Raw genomic sequence first — 20,635 nt, forward strand, 5'->3', positions numbered from 1 at the left:
TTCTTATTTCATTCGATTTCATCATAACTCAATATTCAAGAACAAATGTTCAAATATTATGGAGTCAACTCATCAAATAAAGCTGGACAATTTTGAGTGTGGCATCCTGCTAACATGATCGCTTTGGGTAGGCTCGCATACATATTGGTCAGATGTTGTTCTGCGGGATGTTTGAAATTCCAAAATAAAAATTGATCAGAGCGTTGTTTATTCATGCTTTGATAAAAATCAAATTGTTTTTGAGTTGATTCAGTTATATTAATATCACTTTTACGTTGCTCATGACTTCCAACTGTCGTCATCAACATTAAATTGTGTTTGTTGAAATTTTTCTTATTTAACCAGTTTTTTTCTTGATCTAATAAAGCATAGTTATCAAACCAGAGTGAAGGGCTTGCAGCAATATAGCGTTGAAATGTTTGGGATTGATTAAAAAAAGTATGCAAAACAAATAGCCCACCAAAGGAATGCCCAAATAAACTTTGTTGTTGCGGGTTGACTTTAATTTTCGTGTGAATGGCAGGTTTAAGTTCTTTTTCAATGAATTGAATAAATTGATCGGCACCACCATATTGATATTTGGCTTGTTTTTGAAACTCAGAAGAAGTTTTGGGTGTGTAATCTAAAGCACGTTTCTCTACATCAAAACTGTTTTGCTTAGGGTAGCCAATCGCAACAATTGCGACAGGACTTAGACCTAAGCGATTGGCACCGCCACCTACTGACTTAGCAATATTGGCAGCACTATCAAATACGGCGTTGCCATCCAATATATAGAGAATTGGAAAACCTTGACTTGGAACTTCGCCAACTGGAACAAAGGTCTGAATTAAATAATTATGTTTGGTATATTTAGATTTCAATACAAAACTTTGCTTAGTATTATTCTGCTCCTGTAGAGGAGCATGATCTTTAGTTATATTTTCTTGTTGTGCAAATACGGTTTGTATAGTGATGAGTAATGAAAAAGTCAAAATACTAAATTGTTTAAACATAATTTATTCACAAACTTTAAATTCCTTGAGCAATATATAATGAAAATCATTATCAATAAAGTTTATTGATAAAAAGAGTTAAAACTCAGCGTGTTTAATAGCTTAAAGTGTTGTTATACTAGCTCGGATAATCAATTCAAAGATGAATTGTAATCCATTCTTATAGATGATTTTGCTGAGGCTGCATTCAATGGTAAACGATGGACAAAACACATCGACTTCACTTAATTTAGAACAAATTCGCGATGATATTGATAGTGTTGATCAACAAATTCAAGAATTATTAAACCGTCGAGCTTCTTTAGCTGAAGCTGTAGCGAAGGCTAAGTTTGCAGCTGAAGACAATCCATTGTTTTATCGTCCTGAACGTGAAGCTCAAGTATTACGTAAAGTGATGGAGCGTAATCAAGGACCTTTGTCTGATGCTACTATGGCTCGATTGTTCCGTGAAATCATGTCCGCGTGCCTAGCACTTGAAGCACCACAAAGCATTGCATTCTTAGGGCCTGAAGGGACTTATACGCATTCGGCTGTATTGAAGCATTTTGGTAAAGATGCCGTTGTGCGTCCATTACCAACAATTGATGAAGTATTCCGTGAAGTTGAAGCGAGCAGTGCACATTACGGAGTTGTTCCAGTAGAGAACTCATCAGAAGGGATTGTCAACCATACCTTAGATTGCTTTAAATCATCAACGGTGAATGTGATTGGTGAAGTTGAATTACGTATTCATCATCAATTTCTTGTATCTGAAAATACTCGTAAAGACAGTATTAAACAAATTTATGCACATCAACAGACTTTGGCGCAATGCCGTAAATGGTTAGATGCGCATTATCCAGGGGTTGAGCGTGTTGCACTGAATTCAAATGCAGAAGCGGCTCGTCGTATTCGTAACGAATGGCATTCTGCTGCGATTGCATCTGATATTGCAGCGAGCATGTACAATCTTGAGATTTTACATAGCAATATCGAAGATAACCCTGAAAATACAACACGTTTCCTTGTGATTGGTCGTGAGAAGATTCCTCAAAGCGGTAATGACAAGACGTCGTTATTGATCTCTGCACATGATCGTGCAGGTGCTTTATTGGAAATTCTTGCACCGTTTGCCAAGCATCAAATCAGTTTGACTAGTATTGAAACGCGTCCAGCATTACCTGAAAAATGGGCTTATGTGTTCTTTATCGATTTAGAAGGGCATATCGGTCAGGAAAATGTTGCGGCGGCATTGGAAGAAATCCGTCCAATGGTCAAGGAGTTACGTGTACTCGGCTCATATCCAATCGCTGTTTTATAATTCTATTAGATCCTAAGGGTAGATGTGTAAAGCATTTATCCCTGTTAAAAGTCGTCTTATTAGGCAAATATGTTTATGTCTCAACCATTATTTAATAAAGTTGCATTTATTGGACTTGGACTGATAGGGTCGAGTCTTGCTCGTGTGATTGTGGCAGAACAACTTGCATCTCAAATTGTGGCTTCAACACGCTCAAAAAAAACATTAGAAGATGCAAAGACACTTGGTCTTATTCAACACGGTTATGCCACGCCTGAAGAAGCTGTTCAGGATGCAGATTTAATTGTTTTAGCCTTACCTGTTCGTGCAACGCAAAAAGTACTTGAACAGATTAAACCTTATCTTGCAGACAATGTCATTATTACCGATGTGGGCAGCACCAAAGGCAATGTTGTGGACGCAGCTAAGGCGGTATTTGGTGAAGATCTACCTGTCGGTTTCGTGCCAGGACATCCGATTGCAGGTGCTGAGCATACTGGTGTACATGCAGGTAAAGTAGATCTATTCGTTAATCACAAAGTGATTTTGACTCCAGTTCCGACTAGTGCTGATTGGGCAGTTGAAAAGCTGATACAACTTTGGTCTGCTGCAAAAGCGGAAGTCATTTGTATGGATGTTGCTAAACACGATGAAGTGTTGGCACATACCAGTCATTTACCGCATTTAATGGCATTCAATTTAGTTGAGCAACTGGCAAATCGTGAAGATAATTTAGATATTTTTCGCTATGCTGCGGGTGGTTTTCGAGACTTCTCGCGGATTGCAGCGAGCGATCCGCAGATGTGGCATGATATTTTCTTTGCCAATAAAACCGCAATTTTGAATGCTGTTGATGGCTTTGAACAGCAATTATCAGTCTTAAAAAAATTGATTGAACAGGAAGACTCGCAAGCGTTGATGGGCCTACTTGGACACGCGCAAGCCGCACGCCAACATTTTAATCATATGTTAGCCAAAAAACCTTTGATGGAGAAAAACAAGGTGACACAGCAATTTACCATTTTGCCCGGAAAGAAAACATTTACAGGTAAATTCACCGTACCAGGTGATAAGTCTGTGTCACATCGCTCAATCATGTTTGGTGCGATTGCAGAAGGCACAACCCATGTGACAGGCTTTTTGGAAGGTGAAGATGCACTCGCAACTTTGCAGGCTTTCCGTGATATGGGTGTGAGCATCGAAGGACCTAAGAATGGTGAAGTCACTATTCATGGTGTAGGCATGCAAGGTTTAAAAGCCCCAGCGGGCGCATTGTATATGGGTAACTCTGGTACCAGTATGCGTTTGCTGTCCGGCATGTTGTCTGCACAAAAATTTGATTCAGTGATGACAGGTGATGCATCGCTTTCTAAACGTCCAATGGAGCGTATCGCTAAGCCATTACGTTTGATGGGTGCACAAATTCAAACGACTGGTGAGAAAGGTACTCCGCCAGTGAGTATTGCAGGTAGTCAAGTCCTTAAAGGGATTGAATATGATTTACCAATGGCGTCTGCGCAAGTGAAGTCAGGTATATTGTTGGCGGGTTTATGGGCTGCGGGTGAAACTTCAGTGACTGAACCAGAACCAACGCGTGACCATACTGAGCGTATGTTGCGTGCTTTTGGTTATGATGTGAAAACCGAAGGCAATAAAATCTCACTTGTGGGTGGCGGCAAGTTAGTTGGTACTGATATTCAAGTGCCTTCTGATATTTCATCTGCTGCATTCTTTATGGTGGGTGCAGCAATCACAGAAGGTGCTGATGTAGTTCTTGAAGCTGTTGGAATCAATCCAACACGCACAGGTGTGATCGAAATACTGAAGCAGATGGGCGCTGATCTTACGGTTGAAAATGAGCGTATCGCTGGCGGTGAGCCGATTGCTGATATTCATATCAAAGGTTCTCGTACACTTAAAGGTATTCATATGCCTGAAGATCAAGTACCTTTAGCGATTGATGAGTTCCCAGCATTGTTCATTGCTGCTGCTTGTGCTGAAGGTCAAACCGTTTTAACGGGTGCTGCTGAATTACGTGTCAAAGAATCTGACCGTATTCAAGTGATGGCAGATGGTTTGAAAATTATGGGTATTGACTGTACCCCAACTGATGATGGCATCATCATTGAAGGTAAGGGCAAGTCTGGTGACTGGTCAGCCATTTTCACTGGTGGTGAAATTGAGTCACACCATGATCACCGTATTGCCATGAGTTTCAGTATGGCTGGTTTACGTACTTCGGGTAACATCACTATTCATGGTACAGAAACTGTGGCGACAAGTTTCCCAACTTTTACTGAATTGGCAAATGCTGCTGGTTTGGATTTAAAGATTGTGAATCCATAAGCTAATCTGAAAAGGTAGTGTTTAGCTTTATTAATAAGTTAAATGCTGCCTTACTTATAATCATATCAAGAAAAAATAATTGGCTATAGAGAATGATAAAACGCTTAAATAATAAAAATGTTAAGTTTGTATATGTACATATCTAATCAGGTCGAAATTTCTAAAATTTGAACGAGAAGTAAGACAATCGGCTAATCAATTAAAGACAATTGTATATATAATAATTCATACCGCTGCAGTAGGCTTTACTCTGTGATCCAGAGTTAAAAAACATAAAAATAGAGGGAATACCATGAGAACGTTGCAATTCATAGCAGATTGCCCAAAACATGGATTGATCGATCATCCACCAAATGAATGTTACATTACTCAAGAGTATGTAGCAGCTTTATTGTATAAGCAATTAGAACAATATGGTTTTGATGCAGAGCATATTCGTCATGAGCATGAAAAAATTGAAGTGCGTATAGATAACCATCATTTGCCACTCTCTATTTTATGTTCTCAGCAAGGTCCAGAAGGACATATCTTGTGTCAAATTTCAGCTAATCCGCAGCAAGAACAAGCTTGGTTTGAGCGTATTGAGACACAAAGTATTATTCGCCAATTGGCTCAGGCTGTTGAAAATAGCTTGAAAGCAGAACACAGTTTTTCTCAGTTCGTGTGGAAAAGCTAAGTCAATTTTGAGAATAAAATCTTAAATAAAGTGATTTAAGCATCGCTGTTTAGGCGTATATTTGTTTAAACACTTTATTTGAGAGCATAGGTGCATGATACAGGTCGATTTTTCTAAATTATCACCCCAAGTGGTTTGGCAACATTTTGAGACCTTATGTACGATTCCTCGGCCATCCAAACATGAACAACAGTTAAGACAACATTTAAAAGATTGGGCAGAACAGCGCAATTTGGAAACCTATGTTGATGACATTGGTAACCTAATTATTCGAAAAGCGGCAACTGCGGGTAAAGAACACGTTGCTGGTGTGATTTTGCAAGGGCACTTGGATATGGTGACTCAGGCAAATCGTGGAACCCAACATGACTTTTTTAAAGATCCAATTCAACCTGTATTAAAAGACGGCTGGCTAATTGCTGAAAACACGACATTGGGCGCAGATAATGGTATCGGAGTAGCACTTGCACTTGCTGTATTAGAATCAAATGATGTTGCGCATGGTCCGATTGAAGTCCTACTCACTATTGATGAAGAAGCAGGAATGAGCGGTGCTCGTTTGCTTGAGTCGGGTGTTTTAACAGGGCAATGGCTATTTAATATTGATACCGAAGAATGGGGTGAGCTGTATCTTGGCTGTGCAGGCAGTATTGACCTAGAAGTGGGACAGCCACTTGAATATGACGCAGCACCAAATGATTTAATCTTTGTAGATTTACTGGTATCAGGCTTGAAAGGTGGTCACTCTGGGGTTGATATTCATTTAGGTCGTGGCAATGCCAATGTCATTCTAGCCAATTTCCTTAATGATTATTTGGCACAATCCAATGGTCGACTGGTAGAGTTTGTAGGTGGAACAGCACGTAATGCTATTCCACGTGAAGCGGTAGCAACCATTGCAATTAAAGCAGAGCAATTAACTGAGTTAGAAAATGCCGTTGCAGCTGTACAAAAAGAATGGCAAAAAAAGTTACGAGGTATTGATGATCAGTTGCAAATCACCGTGCAGCAAAATTCCAATCAGATCGATGAAGTTATTACATTGCCGCAGCAACAAGTTTGGTTGCAGGCATTGGCAACGTGTCCATACGGCATTGCTCGGTGGAGTCGTACTTTACCTGATGTGGTTGAAACCTCGAACAATATTGGTGTGGCCAAACTGACTAAAGATGAGGCGAAGACTTTAATTATGGTTCGTTCGATGGTGAACCAAGAAGCACTAACATTTGCCCAGAATATCCAACTGCACTTTGCCAATTTTGAAATTCAGTCTGAGTTAACGCCGTTGGTGTCGGGTTGGACACCAAATCCAGATTCAGCTGCGTTGAAATGTCTGCAACAAGCTTATCAATCTGCATTTGAAATTGAGCCAAATTTAAAAGTCATACATGCAGGTTTGGAGTGTGGAATTATTGCTGAACACTATCCAGATTTACAGATAGTATCGTTTGGCCCAGATATTCAAGGTGCACATGCGCCGGGTGAGCGGGTTAAAGTAGATACGGTGGAGAAGTGCTGGAAGTTGTTGGTGACGGCTTTGGAATCTGTAAGATAAATTTTCATAGAAAAAAGAAGCTCTTTGTTGAGCTTCTTAAACTTTGACTGTCACTTGAAATAGATTTTCATTTAGTTCGATAAACTTAATTTCACAATCAATAAATTTTTCAATCATCACGGCTTGTGTGCGGGTATGTTCGCTAATACATTGTGCGGTAAATTCACCACCTTGCCCCAATGCCAAAGGTAATAGTAACTGATCTGCTAAATATTCATCGACAGCAGCATTAGATTCCATATATTGCTTCACCTGTTCAGCCAAATGATTGGCTATTTGTTCTGCACTTTTGCGCATTTCACCTAAAGCCGTGAATAGCTGAATATGTTGTTGATGTTCAACTTTGACATACGCTGTACTGCCTTGACTGATGCCATTTAAATGGAATTGCTGGTGAGTATCTAATTTTAATCTTTTATTTAACGTTGCCAGTTCTCGTTGTGCAATTTGAGCTTCTTCGGAAAGGTTGAGTACTGCTGCAAAAGCCTCTGTGCTTTGCAAAGTACCACGATCTAATAAATTTAGTTTGTTTCGATGTTGCCACGGTTGAATCTTGATTTGAATTTCACCTGCACCAATTGGGAAGAAACCTGCTTTATTTAATTTAAATTCGACTTTTATTCCAAGTATTTCTAATGCTGGTAAAAAGCAATGCTCGATAAAATCTGCAGTTGGCGCAAGCGGGTTGTGAGTGCCGCCAGAAATAGTCAATTCACTTGCTTCATTTTGTAATAACAAAGCAGGTAAAAGAGTTTGCAAAACCAGTGTTGTGCTTCCAGCTGAACCAATCTGGAATTGGTATTTTCCATTTTGTACATGCTGTGGCGCAAAATATAAACGTTGGTTATGGAGTTCAGCACCTTCTACATAAGCTTGGCTGATGTGTTGAGATGCTTGTACACAGACCAAATGCTGACGCATTAAGCCTGGCTTTTTACGCCCAGCACGAATGTTGATTAATTCAAATGCTTGACCTGTAATCATCGAAAGAGCAAGGGCAGTTCTTAAAATTTGCCCGCCACCTTCACCTTGTGAACCATCAATTTGGATGGTCGCTGGCATATTTGCCAAAGCTTTATTCACTTCTATTTTCCTTATTTTCTAATTTAATGAACATACTGTCAGTACATGGTAATGCGAAGTAATGCGTGACTTTGCTTTCGGCAAAGGTTTGCTAGGTACATGGTGCTGAGCCTAATCAGTGAAGATTGATGCACGGCTCACATGCTGCCATAGCCGCCTGAATTATTTTCAATCCCTCAGATCGGAGTAAAGCAGGATCTTGTACTCGCCCAGTATGTCCAAACTGTGCTTGTGAACTCAATTCACAAAATTTGTTGTCTATTTGACTAAATCAATCTGCCAATTGGCTGCCTGAATTTTGATATTTAAATCGCGTAATTTCGCGCTGATATCATCGGCTTGTTTTTGTAAACTAGAAACTGGGATAACTTTCTGCCACTTGATTTCACGAGCGCTATAACGGTCGGGTTCACGATGGGTATTCGCAATCGCATTAATCAGAATCTTATGCTGTTCAGCATAACTATCACGCAAGCTTAATAGGGACAGCAGAATTTTGCCATCCTCCAACCTGGCTTGCGCATTGGTCAAATGAATACGACAAATCAATTGATTGCTTTCTTGGGTTAAAGCAAATACCTGTTTGATCAGTTCATTTGGATCTTCACTGGGTTCATCGCCGTCTTGTACCAATACATTGGCATTGATCCGTTGTTTTAATGAAGCGAGTTTTTTTTGTTGATCGCTTCGAAGTAAAAGTGTTTCTGCGAGTTTCATTTTATTTACCTTTTATTCAATCTGTACAATGATTAATTTTGAAATACTTTCCAATTGCATCCCGATTTTTGCAAACTCAATAACTTCATCTAAAGTTTCATTCTCATGCCAAGTGGTCATAAAACAGGTATCAATTGGCGGTTCATTGTTATAAAAAGCCACATATGTCTCGTCTAAAACATCGTCCCAAATAGAACATTCATGTCCTGTAACCATTGCTTGAATGCATCGTTTTGAATAGACAATCTGTTCACAAAGCTGATTACGCCATTCAGGTAAAATCTGATTAGTATTCACAACTAAGATGATGTAGTAGGATTGCTCAGGTAGAACTAGATCAGTTCTTTCATTCACCCTGATTTTATAGGTTTCAATATCTAAACAATTCTTCTCCATGATTACCCCTTAACACACACTACTTGTCTCAATGTATAAACCACTTCAACCAAATCCTGCTGTGCTTTCATGACATCTTCAATCGGTTTATAAGCTGAAGGAATTTCATCAATAACAGCAGCATCTTTACGGCATTCCACACCTTCAGTCTGCGCAATCTGATCTTCAACAGTGAATCGACGTTTTGCTTCAGCACGGCTCATCACGCGTCCTGCACCATGTGAACATGAGCAAAATGACTCCTGATTTCCAAGACCGCGAACAATAAAGGACTTGGCACCCATTGAACCTGGGATAATTCCATATTGTCCAAGTTTGGCGCTGACAGCACCTTTACGAGTGACCATCACTTCTTCGCCATAATGTTCTTCCTTTTCCACATAATTATGGTGACAGTTCACCGCTTCCAATTTTGCATTAAATGGTTTTGGAATAATTGTTGCTAAAGCTTTAATAGCTAATTGCATCATGATTTCACGATTTTTCATGGCAAAGCGTTGTGCCCAACCTACAGCAAACCAGTAATCATCAAAATGCTCAGTTCCTTCAACTAAATACGCCAAATCTTTATTGGGTAAGTTAATAAAGTGTTTCTGCATATCTTTGCGTGCGAGCTCAATAAAATGGTTGCCGATGGCATTACCGACACCACGAGAACCTGAGTGCAACATAATCCAAACGTGATCATGCTCATCTAAACAGACTTCGACGAAGTGATTTCCCGTCCCTAAAGTTCCCAATTGCTTGCGGTTGTTGGTGTTTTTAAGGCGAGGGTGCTTTGCACAAATCAACTCAAAATCAGCCACTAAGTCCGCCCAAGCCTGATCCACCATTTCAGGTGGGTTTTCCCAAGACCCACGATCTCGTCCTCGGCCTTTAGTCATTCCATGAGGAATTAAACGTTCAAGTTCAGTACGTAATCCGTGTAAGTTATCTGGTAAATCAGAGGCGGTTAAGCTGGTTCGAGTGGCCATCATTCCACAGCCGATATCGACGCCAACAGCCGCGGGAATAATCGCGCCTTTGGTTGGAATTACACTTCCAATGGTTGCCCCTAAACCAAAGTGTACGTCTGGCATTACTGCCATCCATTTATAAATAAATGGCATTTGGGCAGTTTGTAGTAATTGTTGTTTTGAGTTGTCATCAACAAGAACACCTTTGGTCCACATTTTTACAGGCATACTTTTTTCATTTTTTAGAACTTGATAAGCACGTTGTTGCTGTTCTTGTTCAAATTGAGCTTGTTGGTTGATTTGTTCAACGACAGACATTTTCATTTTCCTTTCAAAGCCTGCCTGCCAAGCGTTTGCAGGCAGGTGTTATTCACAAGATCCGAATGATGTTGTGTGCTTATACTATTGCAGTGACTGTGCCAATGTTTTAAAAAGCAAATCAAAATTATTATATGTTATTGATAATAATATAAAATAAAATTTATTCTACTCTGGGTTGAAATATTGGGGTATATTTTTTATATAAAAAATATATTTATATAGATATAAATATATCTTAAAGGATATGTGATCTATTCTTGAATTTTACAGATAGATCGCATAACAGGAGGTGTATTAGGTTTTATCAATTTTTAAGAGTTGACCATTTTCATCTAAGCTAAATTGATCAAAATCATGAGCTAAATAAAAATTACCTTTGTAAAACGCTCTGACCTCCTCGGCGATCGCTTGCTGCCCAGCACTATCTTGATGTCGCGGACTAAAGTGCGTGAGAATGAGATTGCCTAATCCTTGCTGCTGAGCAAATTCAGCCACCATTTTTGCTGAACTATGCATTGGACCTTGACCCACTTTATCCAGAACTGCTTGAGTGTAGGTGCTTTCATGAATCAATAGTTGAGCATCTTGACATGACTGAGCTAATAACTCAGGCTGATCATTGTCACCACCCACTATCGCGTGAACGCGCTGTATATGCGTTTGAATAAAATCACTCGCTTTTAAGGTTTGATCATTGAATTGGATATCTTTACCTTGTTGCAAATCACCCCAAGCTTTATCTTTAGGTACACCAAGTTGAATTAAAGCCTGTGTGTCTAATTTCTTTTGAGTGTATTGCGTGATAATACTAAATGCAAAGCTTGGTACTCGATGGCTAAGTGGGTGAGCTTGAATTGAAAGTTCATCCGTCAATGGCTGTATTTGAGTAGCCTCATTCACATCAATAAAGTTGAGCGGATACGGAAGGTGGAGATCGGTGAGTTCTGTAGTTGCTTCAAACCATTTTTGAATTTCTTTGGGGGCGATAATCGTTATGGGAGCAGTACGTGCATCCATGCCAGCACTTGCCAATAAGCCGACCAACCCATAACAATGATCGCCATGTACATGGGTAATACAGACCGCAATCAGATTTTTTAAAGAAAGTTTGGCTTGTTGAATACGGTGTTGTGTGCCTTCACCTGCATCGACCAAAATCCAGTCTTTGTTTTTACTGTTTCGTATCGCTAAACCCGAAACATTACGAGTGAGTGTGGGTACACCTGAAGATGTACCTAAAAAAGTAAAATGAAGCATATTGTTGGAATTTTTCATCGAATTGCGTATTGTATCTGATAGACATATATAAAATATTATAGAAATTATGCTGAATGCAAAGAAAACTGTCGTCATTGGCTTTGTGGGCTCTACCTTAGATCAAGGAAAGCGTCCTGATCGATGGCAACGCTGGCGTCCGACTTTGAGCCTTCTGATGCATGAAGATTTGATTGTGGATGTACTGGTATTATTGCATGATCGGCAACACCATAATTTGGTCAAGTTTATTGCTGAAGATGCACAGCATGTTTCTCCATTGACTACCGTGTCAGGTCATCGAGTGAGTATTCGTGATCCTTGGGATTTTGCCGAGGTTTATGGTGCGCTATATGACTTTGTAAAAAGTTATCCCTTTGATACTGAGAAAAATGACTATCTTTTGCATATCACTACAGGCACACACGTTGCTCAAATCTGTTGGTATCTATTGGTCGATGCCAATTATTTGCCAGCCAAGCTGATTCAAAGTGCACCCAATCAACAGAAAACGCTAGAAGGTGAATATCGCATCATTGATCTGGATTTGTCTCGCTATGATGTTCTAAAACAGCGTTTTGAAGATGAGCAGCAACAAAACTGGCAGCAACTAAAAGCCAATATTTCAACCTATAACCCCGAATTTAATCAACTGATCACGGAGGTTGAGCTAGTGGCGACACGGTCAAGCGCTCCGATTTTGATTATGGGGGCAACAGGGGTGGGTAAATCACATTTAGCTAAACAAATATTTCAATTAAAGAAAGATAAGTTTCATTTGAGTGGCCGCTTTATTGATGTGAACTGTGCGACGCTGCGTGGTGATAGTGCCATGTCGAGTTTATTTGGACATATTAAAGGAGCTTTTACAGGGGCAGCGGCTTCAAGAACAGGCTTATTAAAAAGTGCTGATCAAGGTATTTTATTTCTGGATGAAATAGGGGAGCTTGGGTTGGATGAGCAAGCGATGTTACTTAAAGCGCTTGAAGATAAATCTTTTTTTCCAGTCGGAAGTGATAAAGAGGTTCAGGCAGATTTTCAGTTGATTGCAGGGACAAATAAAGACCTGAGAACAGAGGTACAAGAAGGTCGCTTTCGTGAGGATTTATGGGCGAGGTTGAATACATGGACTTTCTTTTTACCCAATCTTAAAGATCGAATAGAAGATATTGCCCCGAATATTGAATTTGAGTTGCAACGTTTTGCTGTAAATCATCAGCGTCAATTACGATTTCAACGTGATGCCCTTGATGTATATTTGAAATTTGCCAAGTCTAAAGAAGCATCTTGGCAGGGGAATTTCCGAGATTTAACCGCCAGTGTCACCCGATTAGCAACGCTATCCACTGGTGAGTTGATTCGTTCTGAAACGGTTGAAAAAGAGATTCAGCGTTTAAAACAGTTGTGGTCGATTCAAGCCAAACAAAATCATTCTAAAGATGTAGATATTCTCCTTAAATATTTAGATCAAACGCAGTTGAGTGAAATCGATGAGTTTGATCAGATTCAACTACGTGGAGTACTCCAAGTTTGTGAAAATGCCAAGTCGATGGCTGATGCTGGACGTCAGCTATTTGCTGCTTCACGCCAGCAACGTAATACCACCAATGACAGCGACCGAGTAAAAAAGTATTTGGCTCGGTTTGGCTTGAGTTGGAGTGATTTTCAGTAATTATTCAGCTGGATGATCTTTCTTTATTTGGGATTGGCTAGGTAGAAACTCTAAGTTCCAAAGTTTTTCGGCGTGTCGGCCAATCCACCAGAAAGATGCAGCGAGCAAGATAAAGAAAATGGCTTTGTGCATGCCATTCCAAAAGAACTCAAAATACTTGGTGTAGAGATTAATAAATAAGAAGGTGATACCAAAACCACGTGATGTAGCATCATCATGTTTTAAACCATAGATAATTGCAATGATGGCAATAAATGCGAAGAGCACACCCCAGTGCAAGAGTTCATATTGTTTAACGTTATACCAGCTATTCAAATCACCATAATTGCCAAAGATTGAGAGAATCCATAAGGCAATAAATAGATAGAGCAGTCCCATGACATAAGTTGAATGGGCGAAGTCTCTAAAATGCGTATAGCGTTTAAACAGCAAGCTTAAACCAATCAATACGCCGCCAAAAAAGACAAAACGTAAAGGAAAGTTCATGCCTAGGTAATATGCTCCCCAACCCGACATATAGCCAGTTTCCGTCCCAAACCATGACCCGATTGAAAGTAAGGAAAATAACCAGATCAGTTTAGAAGGGAACCAGAAGGCAAGTGCTGCATAAATAATGGTGGAGAGCAAGAATAGCAAAGAGAAATGCCCACTGCCTGTATCAATCACTTGACCGAAATAGGCGACGGATGCTGCCGTAGAAAGCACGCCTGCAAAAATAATCGCTTCATTGCTAAATTGATGTAAGGGTTTGGTTTTGCGTCGACGATAGGCAAAGCCATAAAAAGCTGCAGCAACCGCAGCGAAAATCAGACAAGGAATGATTTTGGAATCAATAAAGATTTTTTCAATCAACCTCATCAAGTAATCATCAAGTGTGATAGCGGCTATTGCGATCACTGTACAAATCATCGAGATCCAGAATGAATACTTTGCTAGCCGCTCCCAGTCAAAAGACCGAATCGAAAAACTCTGATTTAACTTATTGGCAACATCAGGCGTAATCGTGCCTTGTTGTTGCCAATGTTCAATGGTTTGCTTTAAAAAAAGTCCCTGTTTTTTATTTAATTTCATTATTAAAGAACCCGAATGTCTGTACATCTATACTGATATAACAGACATTCGATTCAAAACACGTATATTTTTCTTAGTAATTTGTTGTTAAGTCTACAGTTTTAAAAAACGAGCAATGACTTGACGCAACTGTTTTAGATAACCTGTAAAGAAATGATTGGCGCCTGGCAAAATTGTGATCGGATGTTTTTGTGGTTTTGCCCAAGCAATCATATCTGAGAGCAGGGTAATATCATCCTGCTCACCGTGAACAAATAAGATATCGCCGTCAATTGCAGGAGTTGTGTAGTGGCGTAAATCCACTACTGAGCCAGTTGGTAGTCCGCAGAGCACTAATTGTTTTGGACGTAATTCTTCACTGAGTTGTGCTTGGCATTTAGCTAATACATGAGAACCGAAACTAAAACCACCTGCATAGAAAGTTAAACCTGCATGTTTAGCACGGGCATATTCAATCACAGCCATAATATCATCAGTTTCGCCATGACCTTGATCATGTGTACCTTCGCTACCCTGTAAACCACGGAAGCTAGGACGATAAACCACACATCCCATTTCATTAAAAATCTGAGCCAATAGGACAGGGACTTTATGATGAGGTGTTCCACCTTGTAAAGGATGTGGGTGGCAAACGACAGCAAAACCTGTGATTTCACCTTGGGGTTGATCGACAAACATTTCAATTTGACCAATAGGACCTTGGATGAATAATTGCTCAGACATAAGATACGCAATGGATAATGGAAGAATCCACTATTTTACCGATAAAACTGAACGAGAACACGAATTGGCATTAAAAATTATCAACTGTTATAGTTTCACCAAGATAATTTTATTTTGATTGATTATGCTTGCTTTAATTTCTCCTGCTAAAACACTAGATTATGAAACTGCTTTACCGACTGATACATATACACAGCCTCGTTTATTAGAGCAATCACAACAGCTGATCGATGTGTGTCGCAAACTTTCGGCAACAGAAATTGCATCGTTGATGACCGTGAGCGAGAAAATTGCCAATTTAAATGTAGAGCGTTTCCGTGACTGGAATGCAGATTTTGATTTTTCCAATGCACGTCAGGCCTTGTTTGCATTTAAAGGTGATGTGTATACCGGTTTAGATGCTTATCATCTAAAAGACCAAGATATTGATTTTGCCCAACAGCATTTACGTATGCTGTCTGGTCTTTATGGTTTATTGCGTCCGTTGGATTTGATGATGCCGTATCGTTTAGAAATGGGTACTAAATTAAAGAATAGCCGTGGTCATAATTTATATGAGTTTTGGGGAAGCATTATTACCGACCAAATTAACCAAGATTTAGCTAAAATTGATTCGAAAATATTGGTAAATTTAGCCTCTGACGAATATTATAAATCGGTAAATGAAAAGAATATTCAGGCAGAAATTATTAAGCCTGTATTTTTGGATCAAAAGAACGGGAAATATAAAGTCATTAGTTTCTATGCGAAAAAAGCGCGTGGTCTGATGGCAAGATACTTGATTGAAAACAAATTAAGCCAAGTAGAACAATTAAAAGCATTTGATAGTGAAGGGTATTACTTTGATGCTGAAAGTTCATCGAATAAAGAATTGGTCTTTAAGCGAGATGAGCAACACGCAGCTTAGATTTGCCTTGGGCAGGGTGGGATGTTAACCAAAGAATATTTATTAAAACACGCAATATCGTCTGATCAAGTTAAAGTTAAAGGACATTTGACAGAACCTCGAAGTTATGGAGTGTATGCATTGCCTTTAGACCGAGATGGTACTCGACGGTTTCGATTTGGTAATCACCCTATGCGCCAACAGGAACTGAAGCATGAGTTTGGTTCCTGTACCTTGTATCAGCTTTTTTTAGAGCGTAAAGATGCTGAATCATTGGCAAAATGGCTGAATAAAGAAATCCAATAAGGATGAGCAATGCAGCAATATTTAACTGTATTAGAAAAATCATGGTTCGAGCTGCATCATCACTACCATTTCTCTGAACCGCAGAAAGTTTTTAATAAGTTGATTGCTGCCTACAGTGAAAAGCAGCGGGCTTATCATACTGTTCAGCATTTGTATGAATGTCTGGTTTTACTTGATTCGATTCAACCTGATTTAAAAGATGCTTATGCAGTTGCATTGGCGCTCTGGTTCCATGATGCAGTTTATGATCCGCAAGCGAAAGATAACGAGTTGAAAAGTGCTGAGCTGCTTGAATATTATTTGGCTCAAGATTTATCAGTTGATATTGTCCAAAAAATAAAGCGATGGATTGTTGCGACGCAAAAGCATGCATCGACAGATGAGTTGGATTTACAGTTTTTACTGGATATTGATTTGGCCATTCTAGCTGCTTCACCAGAGCGTTTTGCGGAGTATGAGCAGCAGATTCAACAGGAATATGCTTGGGTAGATCCTGATGTTTATTCGATTAAAAGAAAAGAAGTTCTAACGCATTTTTATCAGGCTGAACCTCTGTATCAAACGGAATACTTTCAACAGAACTTTGAGCAGAGAGCTATAATAAATCTTGCTGTCTTTAAATTATGAAATAGTGGATGATATAATTGTGTTGAATTTTAAAGTTAATATTTTTAACCTTTCACCAGGAGATCTAGAAAGAAATAATAATTTTTTATCAGTTGATGCGTTTAATTATGTAGTTGTGAATAATAATGCTGTAGATGTTTTTTTTACTGAAAAAATACAGTTGAGAGTATCTAATTTTAAAACAACTGACAGTATGGAGTTGGAGTTTGTTTTTTATAAAAATAATGCTGACTTCTTAAAGTATTCTATTTTTCCTGTCTTTTTTGAAATTTCTAAGGATTAGAGCGTGATTCATTTGGTCAGTAATTTTAAAAATGATGATTTTATTTCACTAGATTTTCTTAAAGAGGTCGTACTTTTATTCTGTGAAAATAGAATAGATCGTCAATATTGGTTTAGTTTAAGTAAAAGTAAAAAAATCGCATATTTAAGGGTGGGTTATTACCATATAGCCACCAGACCTGAAAGTGTGATGGAATTGAGTGAGCAAGTTGAGCTGGATGGTAAATATATTATTTCAAAGCAGGATTTTTTGTGCCATTTAGGAGAGGAGGTTAATGGTATTTTGGGATATTTTGGAGGCTGCTTTGATTCTTTAAGTGATGCCCTAACTGGTGGCTTAAATGAATTAAAAGGTGTTTTGAGGATTAAATGGATAAATTTCTCATTTTCAAAAGAATATTTCGATGATAAAAATGATCTTGAGGTGCTTTTAGAGATACTAAGTCAATATTCTAAATTACAATTAATTGATTAAAAATATTATAGAATCTAGTAGAAATTAATTGAAGAAGAAATATGGGGAGCTTTATTTAAAGTAATCACTCCCACTACTATTTTTTAATAGATTATTTAAAGAAATACCCAGTCTCAGGCGAGCTTGCATTCGCCATACGCTTACGCGGCATACGACCTGCTAAAAACGCTTCACGACCTGCTTCAACTGCTTTTTTCATCGCAGAAGCCATCAAAATTGGGTTTTGTGCTGCTGCAATCGCCGTATTCATTAATACGCCGTCACAACCAAGTTCCATTGCAATAGCAGCGTCACTGGCTGTACCCACACCAGCATCCACTAAAACAGGGACTTTTGCATTTTCTTTGATGATGGAAATGGTGTGTGGATTCAAAATACCAAGACCAGAACCAATCAAACTGCCCAAAGGCATGATCGCAACACAGCCCATACTTTCAAGTTCTTGCGCAACAATCGGATCATCCGAGGTATAGACCATGATTTCAAAGCCATCATCAATCAAGGTTTGCGCTGCTTTAAGCGTTGCGGTTACATTTGGATATAAGGTTTTTTCATCACCGAGCACTTCTAGCTTCACTAGATTGTGACCATCGAGTAGTTCACGGGCTAGCATACAAGTCCGAATCGCGCTATCTGCATCAAAGCAACCTGCGGTATTTGGCAGGATTGTGTATTTCTCAGGTGGAATCACAGAAAGCAGATTTGGTTGATCGGCATGCTGACCAATGTTTACACGACGAATTGCAACGGTGACAATTTCAGCACCACTGGCTTGAATGGCTAAATCAGTTTCATTGAGATCTTTATACTTACCAGTTCCGACCAGTAGACGAGATTGGAAAGTACGTGAACCAATAATTAAAGGGGAATCTTGCATGGGCCTACTCCATTTTTAGCCGATTAGCCGCCACCAACAGCTTGAATAATTTCAATACGATCTTCAGGAGCAATTGTTGTTTGCTCAAGTCTACTTTTCGGAATAATCTGTTGATTCTTTTCTACAGCAAAGCGTTTGCCTTCTAAGGCTAAATTCTGAATCAATTGCTGAAGGTTTTCACAAGACGTGTTTGTTGACTCGCCATTTAAATAGATGTGCATGATCAATCCTTATTTCGCATGCTTGATTGCTTGCCATGCGAGTAACAGCCAGCCCGCTATCATAAACGCACCGCCAATGGGTGTAATCGCACCTAAAATGCGAGGTAGGCCGAGCGCCATAATGTACAACGAACCGCAGAAAAAGATGATACCAATTTGGATCAAAATAAAAGGAATTTTTATTGGAAAAGTTGCTGTGGTTTTATGCAGGACACCCAAGATAAGCAAACCAATCGCATGATAGAAAAAGTATTGAGTTGCTGTACCCCACCAAGTAAGTTGTTCTGGGGTTGCAAAAGATTTGAGTCCATGAGCACCGAAAGCACCCAACATAACTGCAAGCGCAAGGTTAAGCGCCGAGATAGCTATCCACATAATGATAATGGAACTGGAAATTTGATGAGCAAAGTTAACATATTCGGATGCTTAAACAAAGCCAGATAAAACAAAAGGGCTTTAAAGCCCTTTTGTTTGATTCGGTTTTAACTTGCAGACATAGCGGTTTTGATTTTTTCCATTGCATTTTTTTCAAGCTGGCGAATACGTTCAGCTGAAACGTTATATTCAGCAGCTAGTTCATGCAAGGTTGATTTGTCATCGTCCAACCAACGACGCTGTAAAATATTACGTGAGCGATCATCAAGTTGATCCATTGCCTCATGCAAAGCAGAGGTACTTTGCTGTTCGTAATCCTCTTCTTCGACAAGTCGAGCAGGGTCGTAACGGCTATCTTCTAAGTAAAGCGCAGGAGCAGTATGTGGAGTGTCATCATCATCATCGCCTTGAGCTTCAAAAGCAGCATCATAGGCGGTTAATCGACCTTCCATTTCGAGTACTTGCTCTGGCGTAACATTTAGGTCATTCGCAATAGATTGAGCTTCCGCTAATGTCAGCTTTTTACTTGATTTTTTAAGACTACGTAAGTTAAAGAATAATTTACGTTGTGCCTTGGTCGTTGCGATTTTGACAATACGCCAGTTACGAATCACATATTCATGTATTTCAGCTTTAATCCAGTGAACTGCAAAAGAAACTAGACGGACACCCATATTAGGATCGAAGCGTTTTACCGCTTTCATTAATCCAAGGTTGCCTTCTTGAATGAGATCGCCTTGTGGCAATCCGTAACCTGCATAGCTACGTGCAATATGCACAACAAAGCGTAAGTGTGACATTACCAATAGTTTGGCAGCATCAAGATCTTGGTCATAATAATAACGCTCAGCAAGTTCTTTTTCCTGCTCGGCCGTTAGAATTGGAATTTGATTGACAGTACTGATATATGCACCAAGGTTTACGCCTGGCGCAGACAATGACAGGGGCATCAATTGATTGCTGCTGTCAGTAGTCATGGAGTCTCCTTATAGGATGGTGTTTGAGTCAATAATTTCATCTTAATGTGAATGTGCTTCATCACTAAGGAAATTTGAGTATAAAAATGTAAATTTAACAATATTTTCTTTAGCAAGAGTTTATCAAAGAATTACATAGATTCAATTAAATAGTGAAATTCATTGTCTGAAATTTTCTGAGTCAGGCAATGAAGTTGCTGAATTTGGCAATATCGTGTTACATCAATCTCACTATGAGGATCAGATGACTTCAACAAATATTGTTTCACACTAATGTCTTTTTTCATGGCGCGTTTCAGCATGAGTAAAGGCATAGGGCAAGGTTGTCCTAATGCATCAATAATTAGAGGTAAATTTAATGTTTCGGTCATATACTTTTCAATTATTTCATTCATCACTATTTTAGCAAAAATTGGCGTAATTTTTGAGATAAAAATTTCATCAATAAAACAGCTAAAATATTCTATAAAACAGCTAGAACTATCGGAAATAACTTAAAATAAATCTATTAATTATCATAAACCCATGTTAAGCTCGATGCGTTTTAGGATACATGTTATACGAT

The 20,635-nt window shown here is 39.1% G+C and carries 23 protein-coding genes; 10 read left to right on the forward strand and 13 right to left on the reverse strand.

Features of this window, described 5'->3' with window-relative positions; all coding sequences use genetic code 11:
- Nucleotides 1-56 precede the first annotated feature (56 nt).
- Entirely contained in the window at nt 57-995 is a 939-nt protein-coding gene (locus F933_RS04075) for an alpha/beta hydrolase (RefSeq protein WP_005058743.1), read from the reverse strand.
- Nucleotides 996-1,185: 190 nt separating this feature from the next.
- Here F933_RS04075 and pheA point away from each other — a divergent pair, with 190 nt between their 5' ends.
- The 4 genes from pheA (at nt 1,186) to F933_RS04095 (ending at nt 6,851) form a co-directional block, all read left to right on the forward strand.
- Nucleotides 1,186-2,295, forward strand: a complete 1,110-nt coding sequence (gene pheA / locus F933_RS04080) for a prephenate dehydratase (protein ID WP_005058746.1) — start codon at nt 1,186-1,188, stop codon at nt 2,293-2,295.
- A 75-nt stretch (nt 2,296-2,370) separates the two neighbouring features.
- Nucleotides 2,371-4,620 carry a bifunctional prephenate dehydrogenase/3-phosphoshikimate 1-carboxyvinyltransferase gene (locus F933_RS04085; RefSeq protein ID WP_034710374.1) on the forward strand — a complete coding sequence of 750 codons (2,250 nt, stop codon included), beginning with the start codon at nt 2,371-2,373 and terminating at the stop codon, nt 4,618-4,620.
- A gap of 292 nt (nt 4,621-4,912) precedes the next feature.
- Nucleotides 4,913-5,296, forward strand: coding sequence for a hypothetical protein (locus F933_RS04090; protein WP_005058748.1), 384 nt, complete (start codon nt 4,913-4,915; stop codon nt 5,294-5,296).
- A gap of 94 nt (nt 5,297-5,390) precedes the next feature.
- The gene (locus tag F933_RS04095) at nt 5,391-6,851 is read left to right on the forward strand and encodes an aminoacyl-histidine dipeptidase (RefSeq protein WP_005058751.1); all 1,461 of its coding nucleotides are present in this window, start codon (nt 5,391-5,393) and stop codon (nt 6,849-6,851) included.
- Between the two features lie 36 nt (nt 6,852-6,887).
- Here the strand turns inward: F933_RS04095 and rtcA are convergent, their stop codons facing one another.
- From rtcA to F933_RS04120, 5 genes are all read right to left on the reverse strand, one after another.
- On the reverse strand, nt 6,888-7,934 hold the full coding sequence (rtcA, locus tag F933_RS04100) for an RNA 3'-terminal phosphate cyclase (RefSeq protein WP_005058752.1): 1,047 nt from the start codon (nt 7,932-7,934) through the stop codon (nt 6,888-6,890).
- Between the two features lie 258 nt (nt 7,935-8,192).
- Nucleotides 8,193-8,651 carry a DIP1984 family protein gene (locus tag F933_RS04105; RefSeq protein ID WP_005058755.1) on the reverse strand — a complete coding sequence of 153 codons (459 nt, stop codon included), beginning with the start codon at nt 8,649-8,651 and terminating at the stop codon, nt 8,193-8,195.
- Between the two features lie 12 nt (nt 8,652-8,663).
- A complete protein-coding gene (locus F933_RS04110) occupies nt 8,664-9,047 on the reverse strand; it encodes a DUF7684 family protein (RefSeq protein WP_005058756.1) in 384 nt (127 codons plus the stop codon).
- A 2-nt stretch (nt 9,048-9,049) separates the two neighbouring features.
- A complete protein-coding gene (locus F933_RS04115; protein ID WP_005058757.1) occupies nt 9,050-10,321 on the reverse strand; it encodes an RtcB family protein in 1,272 nt (423 codons plus the stop codon).
- Between the two features lie 297 nt (nt 10,322-10,618).
- Complete coding sequence (locus F933_RS04120) at nt 10,619-11,581, reverse strand: ribonuclease Z (protein ID WP_005058759.1); 963 nt, start codon at nt 11,579-11,581, stop codon at nt 10,619-10,621.
- Nucleotides 11,582-11,648: 67 nt separating this feature from the next.
- Here F933_RS04120 and rtcR point away from each other — a divergent pair, with 67 nt between their 5' ends.
- Entirely contained in the window at nt 11,649-13,250 is a 1,602-nt protein-coding gene (rtcR, locus tag F933_RS04125; protein ID WP_005058762.1) for an RNA repair transcriptional activator RtcR, read from the forward strand.
- Here the strand turns inward: rtcR and F933_RS04130 are convergent, their stop codons facing one another.
- Both F933_RS04130 and F933_RS04135 read right to left on the reverse strand, forming a co-directional pair.
- Nucleotides 13,251-14,321 (reverse strand): hypothetical protein, encoded by a 1,071-nt coding sequence (locus F933_RS04130; protein WP_005058763.1) that lies wholly within the window; start codon nt 14,319-14,321, stop codon nt 13,251-13,253.
- Between the two features lie 93 nt (nt 14,322-14,414).
- Nucleotides 14,415-15,044 carry an alpha/beta hydrolase gene (locus tag F933_RS04135; RefSeq protein ID WP_005058764.1) on the reverse strand — a complete coding sequence of 210 codons (630 nt, stop codon included), beginning with the start codon at nt 15,042-15,044 and terminating at the stop codon, nt 14,415-14,417.
- Between the two features lie 124 nt (nt 15,045-15,168).
- On the opposite strand from F933_RS04135, the gene yaaA reads away from it, so the two are divergent.
- The 5 genes from yaaA to F933_RS04160 are packed head-to-tail and all read left to right on the forward strand — an operon-like array spanning nt 15,169 to nt 17,620.
- Nucleotides 15,169-15,951: a peroxide stress protein YaaA gene (gene yaaA, locus F933_RS04140; protein ID WP_005058766.1), complete on the forward strand. Its 783-nt coding sequence runs from the start codon at nt 15,169-15,171 to the stop codon at nt 15,949-15,951.
- Between the two features lie 21 nt (nt 15,952-15,972).
- Complete coding sequence (locus F933_RS04145; protein WP_005058768.1) at nt 15,973-16,236, forward strand: hypothetical protein; 264 nt, start codon at nt 15,973-15,975, stop codon at nt 16,234-16,236.
- A 9-nt stretch (nt 16,237-16,245) separates the two neighbouring features.
- Nucleotides 16,246-16,863 carry an HD domain-containing protein gene (locus F933_RS04150; RefSeq protein ID WP_005058770.1) on the forward strand — a complete coding sequence of 206 codons (618 nt, stop codon included), beginning with the start codon at nt 16,246-16,248 and terminating at the stop codon, nt 16,861-16,863.
- A 19-nt stretch (nt 16,864-16,882) separates the two neighbouring features.
- Nucleotides 16,883-17,146, forward strand: coding sequence for a hypothetical protein (locus tag F933_RS04155; protein ID WP_005058773.1), 264 nt, complete (start codon nt 16,883-16,885; stop codon nt 17,144-17,146).
- 3 nt (nt 17,147-17,149) lie between these two features.
- Nucleotides 17,150-17,620 (forward strand): barstar family protein, encoded by a 471-nt coding sequence (locus F933_RS04160; RefSeq protein ID WP_005058775.1) that lies wholly within the window; start codon nt 17,150-17,152, stop codon nt 17,618-17,620.
- A 91-nt stretch (nt 17,621-17,711) separates the two neighbouring features.
- Here F933_RS04160 and F933_RS04165 read toward each other — a convergent pair whose 3' ends face one another.
- The 5 genes from F933_RS04165 to F933_RS04185 all read right to left on the reverse strand — a co-directional run bounded on the left by F933_RS04165 (nt 17,712) and on the right by F933_RS04185 (nt 20,441).
- Nucleotides 17,712-18,497, reverse strand: a complete 786-nt coding sequence (locus F933_RS04165) for a thiazole synthase (protein ID WP_004639328.1) — start codon at nt 18,495-18,497, stop codon at nt 17,712-17,714.
- Nucleotides 18,498-18,520: 23 nt separating this feature from the next.
- A complete protein-coding gene (gene thiS / locus F933_RS04170; protein ID WP_005058778.1) occupies nt 18,521-18,718 on the reverse strand; it encodes a sulfur carrier protein ThiS in 198 nt (65 codons plus the stop codon).
- A gap of 9 nt (nt 18,719-18,727) precedes the next feature.
- Nucleotides 18,728-19,093, reverse strand: coding sequence for a DUF423 domain-containing protein (locus F933_RS04175; RefSeq protein WP_004806592.1), 366 nt, complete (start codon nt 19,091-19,093; stop codon nt 18,728-18,730).
- Nucleotides 19,094-19,200: 107 nt separating this feature from the next.
- Entirely contained in the window at nt 19,201-20,070 is an 870-nt protein-coding gene (gene rpoH / locus F933_RS04180) for an RNA polymerase sigma factor RpoH (protein ID WP_005058780.1), read from the reverse strand.
- Between the two features lie 131 nt (nt 20,071-20,201).
- Entirely contained in the window at nt 20,202-20,441 is a 240-nt protein-coding gene (locus F933_RS04185; protein WP_034710381.1) for a sulfurtransferase TusA family protein, read from the reverse strand.
- Nucleotides 20,442-20,635 lie beyond the last annotated feature (194 nt).

Origin of the sequence: Acinetobacter beijerinckii CIP 110307 (assembly GCF_000369005.1) — a bacterium.
Lineage (GTDB): Bacteria > Pseudomonadota > Gammaproteobacteria > Pseudomonadales > Moraxellaceae > Acinetobacter > Acinetobacter beijerinckii.

What these genes read in the sequence shown, in the direction of transcription:
- F933_RS04075 (WP_005058743.1), bottom strand. Translation starts at nt 995, where the DNA reads ATGTTTAAACAATTTAGTATTTTGACTTTTTCATTACTCATCACTATA.
- pheA (WP_005058746.1), top strand. Translation starts at nt 1,186, where the DNA reads ATGGTAAACGATGGACAAAACACATCGACTTCACTTAATTTAGAACAA.
- F933_RS04085 (WP_034710374.1), top strand. Translation starts at nt 2,371, where the DNA reads ATGTCTCAACCATTATTTAATAAAGTTGCATTTATTGGACTTGGACTG.
- F933_RS04090 (WP_005058748.1), top strand. Translation starts at nt 4,913, where the DNA reads ATGAGAACGTTGCAATTCATAGCAGATTGCCCAAAACATGGATTGATC.
- F933_RS04095 (WP_005058751.1), top strand. Translation starts at nt 5,391, where the DNA reads ATGATACAGGTCGATTTTTCTAAATTATCACCCCAAGTGGTTTGGCAA.
- F933_RS04105 (WP_005058755.1), bottom strand. Translation starts at nt 8,651, where the DNA reads ATGAAACTCGCAGAAACACTTTTACTTCGAAGCGATCAACAAAAAAAA.
- F933_RS04110 (WP_005058756.1), bottom strand. Translation starts at nt 9,047, where the DNA reads ATGGAGAAGAATTGTTTAGATATTGAAACCTATAAAATCAGGGTGAAT.
- F933_RS04115 (WP_005058757.1), bottom strand. Translation starts at nt 10,321, where the DNA reads ATGTCTGTCGTTGAACAAATCAACCAACAAGCTCAATTTGAACAAGAA.
- F933_RS04120 (WP_005058759.1), bottom strand. Translation starts at nt 11,581, where the DNA reads ATGCTTCATTTTACTTTTTTAGGTACATCTTCAGGTGTACCCACACTC.
- rtcR (WP_005058762.1), top strand. Translation starts at nt 11,649, where the DNA reads ATGCTGAATGCAAAGAAAACTGTCGTCATTGGCTTTGTGGGCTCTACC.
- F933_RS04130 (WP_005058763.1), bottom strand. Translation starts at nt 14,321, where the DNA reads ATGAAATTAAATAAAAAACAGGGACTTTTTTTAAAGCAAACCATTGAA.
- F933_RS04135 (WP_005058764.1), bottom strand. Translation starts at nt 15,044, where the DNA reads ATGTCTGAGCAATTATTCATCCAAGGTCCTATTGGTCAAATTGAAATG.
- yaaA (WP_005058766.1), top strand. Translation starts at nt 15,169, where the DNA reads ATGCTTGCTTTAATTTCTCCTGCTAAAACACTAGATTATGAAACTGCT.
- F933_RS04145 (WP_005058768.1), top strand. Translation starts at nt 15,973, where the DNA reads ATGTTAACCAAAGAATATTTATTAAAACACGCAATATCGTCTGATCAA.
- F933_RS04150 (WP_005058770.1), top strand. Translation starts at nt 16,246, where the DNA reads ATGCAGCAATATTTAACTGTATTAGAAAAATCATGGTTCGAGCTGCAT.
- F933_RS04165 (WP_004639328.1), bottom strand. Translation starts at nt 18,497, where the DNA reads ATGCAAGATTCCCCTTTAATTATTGGTTCACGTACTTTCCAATCTCGT.
- thiS (WP_005058778.1), bottom strand. Translation starts at nt 18,718, where the DNA reads ATGCACATCTATTTAAATGGCGAGTCAACAAACACGTCTTGTGAAAAC.
- F933_RS04175 (WP_004806592.1), bottom strand. Translation starts at nt 19,093, where the DNA reads ATGTGGATAGCTATCTCGGCGCTTAACCTTGCGCTTGCAGTTATGTTG.
- rpoH (WP_005058780.1), bottom strand. Translation starts at nt 20,070, where the DNA reads ATGACTACTGACAGCAGCAATCAATTGATGCCCCTGTCATTGTCTGCG.
- F933_RS04185 (WP_034710381.1), bottom strand. Translation starts at nt 20,441, where the DNA reads ATGACCGAAACATTAAATTTACCTCTAATTATTGATGCATTAGGACAA.